Annotated in this window: 9 protein-coding genes; 7 read left to right on the top strand and 2 right to left on the bottom strand. The window is 56.7% G+C overall.

The features are described from left to right. The first annotated feature begins 1,013 nt into the window (after positions 1–1,013). From rplJ to rpoC, 4 genes are all read left to right on the top strand, one after another. Complete coding sequence (gene rplJ / locus ACR0KN_RS07135) at positions 1,014–1,532, top strand: 50S ribosomal protein L10 (protein ID WP_010441181.1); 519 nt, start codon at positions 1,014–1,016, stop codon at positions 1,530–1,532. A gap of 79 nt (positions 1,533–1,611) precedes the next feature. Next, complete coding sequence (rplL, locus tag ACR0KN_RS07130) at positions 1,612–1,986, top strand: 50S ribosomal protein L7/L12 (protein WP_010441182.1); 375 nt, start codon at positions 1,612–1,614, stop codon at positions 1,984–1,986. Between the two features lie 250 nt (positions 1,987–2,236). Next, positions 2,237–6,373: a DNA-directed RNA polymerase subunit beta gene (gene rpoB / locus ACR0KN_RS07125; RefSeq protein ID WP_480652409.1), complete on the top strand. Its 4,137-nt coding sequence runs from the start codon at positions 2,237–2,239 to the stop codon at positions 6,371–6,373. Positions 6,374–6,423: 50 nt separating this feature from the next. Continuing rightward, entirely contained in the window at positions 6,424–10,665 is a 4,242-nt protein-coding gene (gene rpoC, locus ACR0KN_RS07120) for a DNA-directed RNA polymerase subunit beta' (RefSeq protein WP_480652408.1), read from the top strand. Positions 10,666–10,719: 54 nt separating this feature from the next. Here the strand turns inward: rpoC and fosX are convergent, their stop codons facing one another. Then, a complete protein-coding gene (fosX, locus tag ACR0KN_RS07115; RefSeq protein WP_480652406.1) occupies positions 10,720–11,124 on the bottom strand; it encodes a FosX/FosE/FosI family fosfomycin resistance hydrolase in 405 nt (134 codons plus the stop codon). Positions 11,125–11,295: 171 nt separating this feature from the next. Here fosX and ACR0KN_RS07110 point away from each other — a divergent pair, with 171 nt between their 5' ends. Continuing rightward, positions 11,296–12,165 carry a DMT family transporter gene (locus ACR0KN_RS07110; RefSeq protein ID WP_480652404.1) on the top strand — a complete coding sequence of 290 codons (870 nt, stop codon included), beginning with the start codon at positions 11,296–11,298 and terminating at the stop codon, positions 12,163–12,165. On the opposite strand, the gene ACR0KN_RS07105 is transcribed toward ACR0KN_RS07110, so the two are convergent. Next, positions 12,150–12,965 carry a putative rhamnosyl transferase gene (locus ACR0KN_RS07105; RefSeq protein ID WP_480652402.1) on the bottom strand — a complete coding sequence of 272 codons (816 nt, stop codon included), beginning with the start codon at positions 12,963–12,965 and terminating at the stop codon, positions 12,150–12,152. The two genes, ACR0KN_RS07110 and ACR0KN_RS07105, sit on opposite strands and share 16 nt — an antisense overlap. A gap of 397 nt (positions 12,966–13,362) precedes the next feature. Here ACR0KN_RS07105 and rpsL point away from each other — a divergent pair, with 397 nt between their 5' ends. Further along, entirely contained in the window at positions 13,363–13,734 is a 372-nt protein-coding gene (gene rpsL / locus ACR0KN_RS07100) for a 30S ribosomal protein S12 (RefSeq protein WP_005621086.1), read from the top strand. Positions 13,735–13,749: 15 nt separating this feature from the next. Next, positions 13,750–14,220 (top strand): 30S ribosomal protein S7, encoded by a 471-nt coding sequence (gene rpsG / locus ACR0KN_RS07095; RefSeq protein ID WP_010441203.1) that lies wholly within the window; start codon positions 13,750–13,752, stop codon positions 14,218–14,220. Positions 14,221–14,236 lie beyond the last annotated feature (16 nt).

Here is a 14,236-nt window from a genome sequence, read left to right as displayed (position 1 = left end):
AGCGTCAGAAAATCTCAGTACAGCCCGTTCAGACTACAATTGATCACACGGTTCAATTGCTTAACCTCTTCACCTCGTCAGGCTCATAACCTGAAGGTCAGAGGTTCAAATCCTACTCCCAAAACCAATCTTCTCGTTCGGAAAACAAATACTTAACTTCGCATAATGCGAAGCTTTTTGCGTTAGGGCCAACACAACTGGAAGCACTGTGGAAGCACGCGGGGCGCAAAAAGCGTGTGGCAGAGTCGCAACAGACATATATCCACCAAACATACTTAAACAGTCGCGAGGAACCCTTACGCCCCCCAACACACACAGACCGGACCCCGTGCTACAAGTTTTCGTCAGAGGCTATCTAGCCACAGTTTCAAAGTAGTAATTTGGTATCGGCAGGATTCTGATCAGTGCGCGGGCGTCAATGATAACGTTCACTTGTCCAGCAGTTACGAACAGATTTGGTGAAGACCAAAAAGACAAAAGAGATCACAGCTGCATTACACGCTGGAAAGCGTGCAATACACCAATTCGAAGCGACAATAGGCGCTACAAACGTCGCAATCGCTTTGTACTTGTGTTTGGTGGGCTGATAAAAGGTAGACAATAGCATCCGGTTACCACAATGGCTCAAAGATCTTTCTCTTGTAGTCGCTTTGGCTGTCCTCGTTATCTACCGTGTATGAGACTTGCACTGAAAGTATGCTTATTTCTGAACGTTCGAAACGCACCCATAGGTGCAATTTAGCTCTTGGAAACCCGGCCTATCTGTCCTAAGTAGACCTGCGGAATAAAGCGTGCGATTCGTCGTGCGCTTTATTTTGTTTCGTCCAAGACGGTGGGTGGTGCCATGCGGCCCCTTAATTCCCTGCCTGAGACGGGTAAGACCAAAGAATTCTGAGGGTCACGATCCTCGGGCGAGTTTTGGCCCATCCCGTAACAACGGACCTGAACGCCGGAGCGAAAGCTGCGGCAAATATGAGCCGGGGTGAGATATCGCCCCTAACTTGGAGAGAACTGTGGATAGAGCCCAGAAAGAGAAAGTGGTCGAGGAACTCGGCCAAATCTTCGAAAGCTCTGGCGTCGTAGTGGTTTCGCACTATGCCGGTCTGACAGTTGCCGAGATGCAGGACCTTCGCGCACGTGCTCGTGACGCGGGTGGTGCCGTGCGTGTTGCCAAGAACAGGCTCGCCAAAATCGCCCTTGAGGGTAAGCCGTGTGAAAGCATGGCCGACCTGCTGACAGGGATGACCGTTCTGACCTATTCCGAGGACCCCGTGGCAGCAGCCAAGGTGGCCGAGGACTTCGCCAAGGATAACAAGAATTTTGAGATCCTCGGCGGTGCTATGGGCGAGAACGCTCTGGACCGCAAAGGCGTCGAAACAGTTTCGAAAATGCCGTCTCGTGAAGAGCTTATTGCTTCGATCGTTGGCTGCATTGGCGCACCTGCTTCGAACATCGCCGGCGCGATTGGCGCACCTGCAAGCAACATCGCAAGCATCCTTTCCACCATCGAAGAGAAGGCGGAAGCTGCGTAAGCGGTTGGCACTGAATGATCTGCGTAGGAAAATATCCCTGACGTTGGAACACACACTGTAAACGGAAAGAGCTGATAAAATGGCTGATCTGAAAGCACTCGCAGAAAGCATCGTGGGTCTGACCCTGCTGGAAGCACAAGAACTGAAAACCATCCTCAAAGACGAATACGGCATCGAGCCTGCAGCTGGCGGCGCCGTAATGGTCGCAGCTGGTGGCGACGCCGGTGGCGCAGCTGAGGAAGAAAAAACCGAATTCGACGTCGTTTTGAAGAACGCCGGCGCTTCGAAAATCAACGTGATCAAAGAAGTTCGCGGCATCACCGGTCTGGGCCTGAAAGAAGCCAAGGAACTGGTCGAAGCTGGCGGCAAGATCAAAGAAGGCGTGTCGAAAGACGAAGCCGAAGAAGTCAAAGGCAAGCTGGAAGCAGCTGGCGCCGAAGTCGAGCTGGCCTAAGCCAACCGACAGGTGCATCGCTGATGCACCGCAAATTTTGGCTGGGCCCGGAGAAATCCGGGTCCAGCCGAACCTGTCTTAGAAAGGGGCCCATTATCTGGGGCGTTTTCTAAGACACGGTTTTCGGATCGGGAGGCCACCTTCGGGACGGTGGCCACGAATTGATCCGGACGTGTCGTCTCGAATGTGCAAGATGCCGGGGCCCGACGGTGTCTTTGCCCGCTGAGAACATCGAAAGGTGACATCTGACATGGCTCAAACGTTCCTTGGCCAGAAACGTCTTCGTAAATATTACGGCAAAATCCGCGAAGTGCTGGAGATGCCAAACCTCATTGAGGTCCAGAAATCTTCTTATGATCTTTTCCTGCGCTCCGGCGATGCAGAACAGCCCACAGACGGCGAAGGCATCAAAGGTGTGTTCCAGTCGGTTTTCCCGATCAAGGATTTCAACGAAACCTCCGTTCTGGAGTTCGTGAAATACGATCTGGAAAAACCTAAATACGACGTCGAAGAGTGCATGCAGCGCGATATGACCTACAGCGCGCCGCTGAAGGTCACCCTGCGTCTGATCGTGTTTGATGTCGATGAGGACACCGGCGCCAAATCGGTCAAAGACATCAAAGAACAGGACGTGTTCATGGGCGACATGCCCCTGATGACACCGAACGGGACGTTCATCGTGAACGGCACCGAGCGTGTGATCGTGTCCCAGATGCACCGCTCCCCCGGTGTGTTCTTCGACCACGACAAGGGCAAGACCCATTCCTCGGGCAAGCTGCTGTTTGCCTGCCGCATCATCCCGTATCGCGGCAGCTGGCTGGACTTTGAGTTCGACGCCAAGGACATCGTGTTCGCCCGTATCGACCGCCGCCGTAAGCTGCCTGTGACAACCCTGCTCTATGCGCTGGGTCTGGATCAGGAAGCGATCATGGACGCGTATTACAACACCGTGTCCTACAAACTGGATAAGAAGAAGGGTTGGGTCACACCGTTCTTCCCCGAGCGCGTGCGCGGCACCCGTCCGACTTACGATCTGGTTGACGCCAAATCTGGTGAAGTGATTGCCGAAGCGGGCAAAAAAGTCACTCCGCGCGCGGTCAAGAAACTGATCGACGAAGGCAGCGTCACCGACCTGCTGGTTCCCTTCGATAACATCGTCGGAAAGTACGTCGCCAAGGACATCATCAACGAAGAAAACGGCGCGATCTATGTCGAAGCCGGTGATGAGCTGACGCTGGAGTACGACAAGGACGGCGACCTGATCGGCGGCACCGTCAAGGACCTGATGGATGCAGGTATCACCGACATCCCGGTTTTGGACATCGACAACGTCAATGTCGGCCCCTACATGCGCAACACCATGGCTCAGGATAAGAACCTGAACCGTGAAAGCGCGCTTATGGACATCTACCGCGTTATGCGCCCGGGCGAGCCGCCCACCGTCGAAGCGGCGTCGGCCCTGTTCGACACCCTGTTCTTCGACAGCGAGCGTTATGACCTGTCCGCCGTTGGTCGCGTGAAGATGAACATGCGTCTGGCTCTGGACGCGCCGGACACCCTGCGCACCCTGCGCCGCGAAGACATCGTGGCCTGCATCAAGGCGCTGGTTGAACTGCGTGACGGCAAAGGCGACGTGGACGATATCGACCACCTCGGCAACCGTCGTGTCCGTTCGGTCGGCGAACTGATGGAAAACCAGTACCGCGTCGGTTTGCTGCGCATGGAGCGTGCGATCAAAGAGCGTATGTCGTCTGTCGAGATCGACACCGTCATGCCGCAAGACCTGATCAACGCGAAACCGGCTGCGGCTGCTGTCCGCGAATTCTTCGGCTCGTCGCAGCTGTCGCAGTTCATGGACCAGACCAACCCGCTGTCGGAAGTCACCCACAAACGCCGTCTCTCGGCGCTTGGTCCCGGTGGTCTGACACGTGAGCGTGCGGGCTTTGAGGTGCGCGACGTGCACCCGACCCACTATGGCCGGATGTGCCCGATTGAAACGCCGGAAGGTCCGAACATCGGTCTGATCAACAGCCTTGCTACCTTTGCCCGCGTGAACAAGTATGGCTTCATCGAAACACCGTATCGCGTTGTTAAAAACGCTGAGGTGACCGATGAGGTTCACTACATGTCCGCGACCGAGGAAATGCGTCACACCGTGGCGCAGGCGAACGCGACGTTGGATGCGGATGGCAAGTTCATCAACGATCTGGTTTCGACCCGTCAGGCCGGTGACTACACGCTTGCCCCGCGCGAGAATGTGGATCTGATCGACGTGTCGCCGAAACAGCTGGTATCAGTAGCTGCATCGCTGATCCCGTTCCTGGAAAATGACGACGCCAACCGCGCTCTGATGGGCTCGAACATGCAACGTCAGGCGGTTCCGCTGCTGCGGGCCGAGGCACCGCTGGTCGGCACCGGGATCGAGGAAAAGGTTGCGATCGACTCAGGCGCTGCGATTCAGGCGAAACGCGCCGGTATCATCGACCAGGTTGATGCCCAGCGTATCGTTATCCGCGCCACCGAAGATCTGGAACTGGGCGACGCTGGCGTTGACATCTATCGTCTGCGCAAATTCCAGCGTTCGAACCAGAACACCTGCATCAACCAGCGTCCGCTGATCAAGGTAGGTGACACCGTCCAGAAGGGCGAGGTTATTGCCGATGGTCCGTCGACCGATATGGGTGAACTGGCCCTTGGTAAGAACGTGGTCGTCGCGTTCATGCCGTGGAACGGTTACAACTACGAAGACTCGATCCTGATTTCGGAACGTATCGCGCGCGATGACGTCTTTACCTCGGTCCATATCGAGGAATTTGAAGTCGCCGCCCGTGACACCAAGCTGGGTCCGGAAGAGATCACTCGCGACATCCCGAACGTCGGTGAAGAAGCGCTGCGCAACCTCGACGAGGCGGGCATCGTTTACATCGGTGCGGATGTTGAGCCGGGCGATATTCTGGTCGGCAAGATCACTCCGAAGGGCGAAAGCCCGATGACCCCGGAAGAAAAGCTGCTGCGCGCCATCTTTGGTGAAAAAGCATCTGACGTTCGCGACACCTCGCTGCGCGTGAAGCCGGGCGATTACGGTACGGTCGTTGAGGTCCGCGTCTTCAACCGTCACGGCGTCGAAAAAGACGAGCGTGCGCTGCAGATCGAGCGTGAGGAAGTCGAACGTCTGGCCCGTGACCGGGACGACGAGTTGGCGATCCTCGACCGCAACATCTATGCGCGTCTGCAGGGTCTGATCCTGGGTAAAACCGCTGTCAAAGGCCCGAAAGGCGTCAAGCCCGGCTCGGTTATCACCGAGGAGCTGCTGGAAACCCTGACCCGTGGTCAGTGGTGGCAGTTGGCACTGGAAGGTGAGCAGGACGCACAGATCGTCGAAGCTCTGAACGAGCAGTACGAAGTGCAAAAGCGTGCTCTGGACGCCCGTTTCGAAGACAAAGTCGAGAAGGTCCGCCGTGGCGACGACCTGCCGCCGGGTGTGATGAAGATGGTCAAAGTCTTCATCGCCGTGAAGCGCAAGCTGCAGCCGGGTGACAAGATGGCCGGTCGTCACGGGAACAAGGGTGTGATCTCCAAGGTTGTTCCGATGGAAGACATGCCGTTCCTCGCCGATGGTACGCCGGTAGACTTCTGTCTGAACCCGCTGGGCGTGCCTTCGCGTATGAACGTTGGTCAGATCCTTGAAACCCACATGGGTTGGGCCGCACGCGGTCTGGGTCTGAATATCGACGACGCTCTGGGTGAATACCGCCGTTCCGGCGATCTGACCCCGGTTCGCGAAGCGATGAAGCTGGCCTATGGCGAAAATGTCTACGAAGAAGGCATCACCGGTCTGGACGAGGATGGCCTGATCGAGGCTGCGGGCAACGTAACCCGCGGTGTTCCGATCGCAACCCCGGTCTTCGACGGTGCCAAAGAGGCTGACGTCAACGACGCGCTGGTGCGTGCAGGCTTCTCGGAAAGCGGTCAGTCGGTTCTGTTCGACGGTCGCACGGGTGAGCAATTTGCACGTCCGGTGACCGTGGGCATCAAGTACCTGCTGAAACTGCACCACCTTGTGGACGACAAGATCCACGCGCGTTCGACCGGGCCGTACAGCCTGGTGACCCAGCAGCCGCTGGGTGGTAAGGCGCAGTTCGGTGGTCAGCGCTTTGGTGAGATGGAAGTCTGGGCTCTGGAAGCTTACGGCGCCGCCTACACCCTGCAGGAGATGCTCACCGTGAAATCGGATGACGTCGCCGGCCGGACCAAGGTCTATGAGTCGATCGTCAAGGGCGAGGATAACTTTGAAGCGGGCGTACCGGAATCGTTCAACGTTCTGGTTAAAGAAGTCCGTGGCCTCGGCCTGAATATGGAACTCCTGGATGCGGAGGTTGAGGAGTGAGGGCGCTGCCCTTTCTCCCGTCCCCCCTTCCGCAAGATTTGAGGTAACAAATGAACCAGGAAATCACCAACAACCCGTTCAACCCGCTGACGCCCCCGAAGGTCTTTGACGAGATCAAGGTCTCGCTGGCGTCGCCCGAGCGGATCCTGTCTTGGTCCTATGGCGAGATCAAGAAACCCGAAACCATCAACTACCGGACGTTCAAGCCCGAGCGTGACGGTCTGTTCTGCGCGCGTATCTTTGGCCCGATCAAAGATTACGAATGCCTGTGCGGCAAATATAAGCGGATGAAATATCGCGGCGTTGTCTGCGAGAAATGCGGTGTGGAAGTCACCCTGCAGAAAGTCCGCCGTGAGCGTATGGGCCACATCGAACTGGCCGCGCCCGTCGCGCATATCTGGTTCCTGAAATCGCTGCCGTCCCGCATCGGCCTGATGCTGGACATGACGCTGCGCGATCTGGAACGTGTTCTGTACTTTGAAAACTATGTCGTTATCGAGCCTGGTCTGACCGACCTGACCTATGGCCAGATGCTGACCGAAGAAGAGTACATGGACGCGCAGGATGCCTATGGCATGGACGCGTTCACCGCGAATATCGGTGCCGAAGCCATCCGAGAGATGCTGGCCCAGATCGATCTGGAAGCCGAAGCCGAGCAGCTGCGCGCTGATCTGGCCGAAGCAACCGGCGAACTGAAGCCCAAGAAGATCATCAAGCGTCTGAAGGTTGTTGAATCCTTCCTCGAGTCGGGTAACCGCCCCGAGTGGATGGTGATGACCGTGATCCCGGTCATTCCGCCGGAACTGCGTCCGCTGGTTCCGCTGGATGGTGGCCGTTTCGCTACTTCGGATCTGAACGATCTGTATCGCCGCGTCATCAACCGGAACAACCGTCTGAAGCGTCTGATCGAGCTGCGCGCGCCTGACATCATCGTCCGCAACGAAAAGCGGATGCTGCAGGAATCTGTGGATGCTCTGTTCGACAACGGCCGTCGTGGCCGCGTGATCACCGGCGCCAACAAGCGCCCGCTGAAATCGCTGTCGGACATGCTGAAAGGTAAGCAGGGTCGCTTCCGTCAGAACCTTTTGGGTAAGCGCGTCGACTTCTCGGGCCGTTCGGTCATTGTGACCGGTCCGGAACTCAAGCTGCACCAGTGTGGCTTGCCCAAGAAGATGGCGTTGGAGCTGTTCAAGCCGTTCATCTACTCGCGCCTTGAAGCCAAGGGTCTGTCTTCGACTGTTAAACAGGCGAAGAAACTGGTCGAGAAAGAGCGTCCCGAGGTGTGGGATATCCTCGACGAGGTGATCCGCGAACACCCTGTCATGCTGAACCGTGCGCCGACGCTGCACCGTCTTGGCATCCAGGCGTTCGAGCCGGTTCTCATCGAAGGGAAAGCGATCCAGCTGCACCCGCTGGTATGTTCGGCCTTTAACGCCGACTTCGACGGTGACCAGATGGCCGTTCACGTGCCGCTGAGCCTTGAGGCCCAGCTGGAAGCCCGTGTTCTGATGATGTCGACGAACAACGTTCTGTCGCCTGCAAACGGCGCACCGATCATCGTTCCGTCGCAGGATATGATCCTGGGTCTGTATTATGTGACCCTGGAACGCGAAGGCATGCCCGGCGAAGGCAAGGTCTTTGGGTCGATCGAAGAAGTTCAGCATGCGCTGGACGCGGGTGAAGTGCATCTGCACTCGAAAATCACCGCGCGGATCACGCAGATCGACGACGAAGGCAACGAAGTTCAGAAGCGCTACGAAACCACTCCGGGCCGGCTGCGTCTGGGTGCGTTGCTGCCGATGAACAACAAGGCACCGTTTGAGCTGGTCAACCGCCTGCTGCGGAAGAAAGAAGTGCAGCAGGTGATCGACACCGTCTACCGTTACTGCGGTCAGAAAGAGTCGGTCATCTTCTGTGACCAGATCATGTCGATGGGCTTCAAAGAAGCGTTCAAGGCGGGCATCTCGTTCGGTAAGGACGACATGGTCATCCCCGATGACAAGTGGGGCATCGTTGATGACACTCGCGGTCAGGTGAAGGACTTTGAACAGCAGTACATGGACGGCCTGATCACTCAGGGCGAAAAGTACAACAAAGTTGTCGATGCCTGGTCGAAGTGTAACGACCGCGTCACCGAGGCGATGATGAGCACCATCTCGGACGTCGCCAAGGCTGAAGACGGGTCGGATCAGGAACCGAACTCGGTCTACATGATGGCCCACTCCGGTGCGCGTGGCTCGGTTACTCAGATGAAACAGCTGGGCGGTATGCGCGGCCTGATGGCCAAGCCGAACGGTGACATCATCGAGACGCCGATCATCTCGAACTTTAAGGAAGGTCTGACCGTTCTCGAGTACTTCAACTCGACCCACGGTGCCCGTAAGGGTCTGTCGGATACCGCTCTGAAGACGGCGAACTCGGGTTACCTGACCCGTCGTCTGGTGGATGTCGCTCAGGACTGCATCGTTCGTGAGATCGACTGTGGTACCGAGCGTGCGATCACTGCCGAAGCCGCCGTGAACGACGGCGAGGTTGTTGCCTCGCTGGCCGAACGCGTGCTGGGCCGTGTAGCTGCGGACGATGTTCTGCGTCCGGGCACGGACGAGGTGATCGTTGCCGCTGGTCAGTTGATTGACGAGCGCATGGCCGACACTATCGATGAAGCCGGTGTTGCATCGATGCGTATCCGCTCGCCTCTGACCTGCGAGTCCGAGGAAGGCGTCTGCGCCACCTGCTACGGTCGTGACCTTGCACGTGGTACCATGGTGAACACAGGTGAGGCTGTCGGTATCATCGCCGCGCAGTCCATCGGTGAGCCCGGTACACAGCTTACCATGCGGACCTTCCACATCGGTGGTGTTGCGCAAGGTGGTCAGCAGTCGTTCCAGGAAGCCAGCCAGGAAGGTGTCGTTTCTTTCGAGAACCCGCAGATTCTGGTCAATGCCGCAGGCGAAAGCCTGGTCATGGGCCGGAACATGAAGCTGGTGATCAGCGACGAACACGGCGAAGAGCGTGCCAGCCACAAGCTGGGCTACGGCTCCAAGCTGTTCGTCAAGGACGGCACAAACGTGGCCCGTGGCGACAAGCTGTACGAATGGGACCCCTACACTCTGCCGATCATCGCCGAGAAGGCCGGTACTGCGAAATATGTCGACCTTGTTTCGGGCATCGCTGTCCGCGATGAGACCGACGATGCAACTGGCATGACACAGAAGATTGTGATCGACTGGCGCGCCGCCCCCAAAGGCAGCGACCTCAAGCCCGAGATCATTCTGGTCGGTGAAGATGGCGAGCCGGTCCGCAACGATGCGGGCAACCCGGTTCACTATCCGATGTCGGTGGATGCGATCCTGTCGGTCGAAGACGGTCAGACCATCGAAGCCGGTGACGTTGTTGCGCGTATCCCGCGTGAAGGTGCCAAGACCAAGGACATCACCGGTGGTCTGCCGCGTGTGGCCGAACTGTTCGAAGCCCGCCGTCCGAAAGATCACGCGATCATCGCAGAAGCCGATGGTTACGTGCGCTTTGGCCGCGACTACAAGAACAAGCGCCGCATCAGCATCGAACCGGCTGACGAGTCGATGGAGACCATCGAGTACATGGTGCCCAAGGGCAAGCACATCCCGGTTGCCGAAGGGGACTTCATCCAGAAGGGTGAATACCTGATGGATGGTAACCCGGCTCCTCATGACATCCTGTCCATTATGGGCGTCGAAGCGCTGGCGGATTACATGATCGACGAAGTGCAGGACGTTTATCGTCTGCAGGGCGTGAAGATCAACGACAAGCACATCGAAGTCATCGTGCGCCAGATGCTGCAGAAGTGGGAGATCCTGGATTCAGGCGACACCACCCTGCTAAAAGGCGAGCATGTCGACAAGCAGGAGTTCGACGCAGCCAACGAGAAAACCATCTCGCGCGGCGGTCGTCCGGCGCAGGGCGAGCCGATCCTCCTGGGGATCACCAAAGCCTCGCTGCAGACGCGTTCGTTCATCTCGGCGGCCTCGTTCCAGGAAACCACTCGCGTTCTGACCGAAGCCTCGGTTCAGGGCAAGAAGGACAAACTGGTTGGCCTGAAAGAGAACGTCATCGTTGGTCGCTTGATCCCCGCCGGTACCGGTGGGGCCACGCAGGCCGTCCGCCACATCGCGCAGTCGCGTGACAACGTGGTGATCGAAGCCCGTCGGGAAGAGGCCGAAGCGGCTGCTGCTCTGGCTGCTCCGACCTTCGACGACGACATGGTCGGTGATGAGTTGGACGTTCTGGTGGAAACACCGGAAAGCCGCGAGTAAGCACCGCAGCATAAAACAAATGAGGCCCTGCAAAATTGCGGGGCCTTCTTTAATTCAGCCCGTGGCGTACCGTTTTAATCGTTCCGCTAGCGTACCGCTGTGCAGTTCAAACATATGGTTGTCGTAATCATAAAAATAGATCGATTGACCTTCGCCGGGTACGCGGGATCGACCCTCCCGGATTTCAAGGCCAAGCGACCGGATGCGTTGCAATCTGTCGTCATACTCATCTACACCCATCTTGAACGCGACGTGATTGTAGGTTTTTTCGGACAGTGGATCGCCCTCCATAATCGCGACCCAAACACCCCCGATATCGAAAAACCGTTCTTTTGAAAGCGAGAAAGTCCGATCGCCGCTATCATAGATTTTTCTGGCATCAAGAATTGTTGTCAGCACCTCTTCCATCTTGTCGAGATCTCGGGTGATGAATGTAATATGGCTCAGGCCCTCAATCACAGTGCACCTCTTCAGTTTGACCGGACTTCAAAATAGCAATGTACCGGTCAAAGTCAGCCTCTAGGTCCATCCTGGCTTCACCCGCGATTGCGGATTATCGATTGCAGAGTTGACAATGGGTTTGCCTGATTGGCCAATGGGCACATTGTATTGTGATCGGACGAAACCAGAATGACACCAAATCTAAGGGGCGCCTTGCTGATGATGGGCAGCATGGCTGCCTTTACTGTCAACGATACGCTCGTGAAGGTGGTGGGGCAGGATATGCCGCTGTTCCAGTTGGTCGCCACACGAGGGGCGTTGGCAACGATTCTCGTGTTCTTTCTTGCACGCCATCTTGGGGCGCTTCATTTGAATTTTTCCCGCCACGATAAGTGGTTGGTTGTGTTTCGATGCCTTGCCGAATTGTCGGCGACATTCTTCTTCCTGACTGCGTTAATGCACATGCCGTTGGCCAATGTAACGGCGGTGTTGCAAGCGTTACCCTTGACTGTGACCCTGGGCGCTGCGTTGTTTTTTCAGGAAAAAATCGGGTGGCGGAGGATTGTCGCGATTGCAATGGGATTTGTTGGAATGTTGCTGATCGTTCGACCCGGCCCGGACGGCTTCAGCATTTACGCCATACATGCTCTGATTGCGGTAGCATCAGTTACGGCCCGTGATCTTATCACGCGACACATGTCCGCAGAAGTGCCATCCATGGTTGTGACGTTGGCAACATCGCTTTCTATCACCTCTGTTGCTGCAATCGTGTCAGTTTTTGAGGGGTGGGTGCCGGTTTCGACCGCATCAGGTGTGATGGTCGCCAGTGCCGCGGTCTTTGTTTTGATGGGGTATCTGTTCAGCGTCATGGTGATGCGCGTGGGCGAGGTCGGATTTATTGCTCCATTCCGCTATTCCAGTCTGCTTTGGGCGCTGGGGCTTGGATGGGCGGTATTTGGCGACTGGCCCGATTCGATTACCCTGTTTGGCGCGGCATTGGTCGTCGGGGCAGGGATGTTCACACTGTTCCGCGAACGATCGCGTCAGGCGGAGGATTGAGGCAAACGCAAGAAACCCGGGTCTATCGCAAAACGTCTGACAAATTCGGTCTCGATCTTAGGTGTTATCGGAGCAAGTTGCGCCTTCTGTTTCCCTGCGCGTGGCGAGTCGTTGGAGTTGTTCAGTGACCTGATCCACATTGGTCGGTCCGGATAGCTGATAATCGGCATGAAACGTCCGATCCGGTTATGGGTGAAGCTTATGATTGTGTGAGTGCATTCGCCCGAGACCAACATGCCCAGTCCAACCCCGAGCAAAGACTTGTAGACCTGCGCGGCGTGCGTACCTGCGGGTCTAAAACTGGCCTGATACCCGTTGTTGAAATCTATCCCGATCGCTTGATTTTTCCTGATCAAACCTGCGCCGTCATCTGCTGCTTCTCGGAGTTTTTCCACGAAATCTATGGAAACGCTGTCGTCATCGTCATGACGGAATTGAAGACAAGGCCGGTCTGGATGCGAGCGCGCGATTTGAAGGATTTGTTTCATGACTTGCCGGTGTTTCTGATCCGGATCGACTGCTCTTTGGATGATCTGAACCTGCTTGATGTCAGTGGTTAGATCTTTGAGGCGGTCGAGCGCCGCCTTCGGAAGACACTCTCCGACGGCGATCAGAAGCTGGAAATCCTCATCGGTCTGTGCGCGAAAGCTGGGCAGGGTTAGGGATTCAAACAGGCGAAACCGCTCTTCCAGACGGGTAGGGTGGTATAAATGGCGGCGCCGCTCTTCAACCGTGTCGTGTTCGATTTGGAAATCGCCGAGGGCAGGGAATGAAAATCGGCACAGGCCAATGACTTGCATGGATCATCCGATAGATAGCGGGGCGCGCCCACTATGCACGCGGTAGGTATAAGCCGCAATGCAGGCGAACAGTGGAATTCCCAGCCCAATCCTGATAAATGGCTGATATCTTGATGTGCCACACGCCTTTGTTGCATGGCTGTTGACACTCGGGCCGACTCCCCCTATTACGCGCGACATCTCGGTACCGGGGGCCGCCCCGTAACCGATTTCAGTAATGAACTGGTCAAGGCCCGGACACTTTTATCGTTCGCGCCCTCTGATAACAAACCGCGACGTTCACCTCGGAATGGGAACGCTCGCGGGTTTTGCGCTTGTGGACGCATAAGTGCAGCGAATTTAACCGCACGCAGCCGCGTGCATGTCATGTGTGTTGCAAAACGGGGAAGAAACCGGAATGCCAACTATTCAACAGCTGATCCGCAAGCCGCGGCAGCCCAAAGTAAAACGCTCGAAGTCCATGCACCTGGAGCAGTGCCCGCAGAAACGCGGCGTCTGCACACGTGTTTATACCACCACACCTAAAAAGCCGAACTCGGCGATGCGTAAGGTTGCCAAAGTGCGCCTGACCAACGGGTTCGAGGTCATCTCGTACATCCCCGGTGAAAGCCACAACCTGCAGGAACACTCGGTTGTTCTGATCCGTGGCGGCCGTGTAAAAGACCTTCCCGGTGTGCGTTACCACATCCTGCGCGGTGTTCTGGATACTCAGGGCGTCAAAGACCGTAAGCAACGTCGTTCGAAATACGGCGCGAAGCGTCCCAAGTAAGAAGGAGAGGCTGATATGTCACGTCGTCACGCCGCCGAAAAACGCGAAGTCCTGCCTGACGCCAAATTTGGCGACAAGGTACTGACCAAATTCATGAACAACTTGATGATCGACGGCAAGAAGTCGGTCGCAGAGCGCATCGTTTACAACGCGTTTGACCGCGTTGAGAACAAGGTAAAGCGCGCTCCTGTCGAAGTGTTCCACGAAGCGCTCGACAACATCAAACCGTCGGTTGAGGTTCGCTCGCGCCGGGTTGGTGGTGCAACCTACCAGGTTCCGGTCGAAGTGCGCCCCGAGCGCCGCGAAGCACTGGCCATCCGCTGGCTGATCACTGCTGCGCGCGGCCGCAACGAAAACACCATGGAAGAGCGCCTTGCAGGCGAGCTGTTGGACGCTGTTCAGTCCCGCGGTACTGCCGTCAAGAAACGCGAAGACACCCACAAGATGGCCGAGGCGAACAAAGCCTTCAGCCATTACCGTTGGTAATCCCAGAGGCTTAGAC

The sequence above is a fragment of the Ruegeria sp. AP7 genome (genome assembly GCF_056539905.1).
This window is presented reverse-complemented; position numbering and strand designations above follow the sequence as displayed.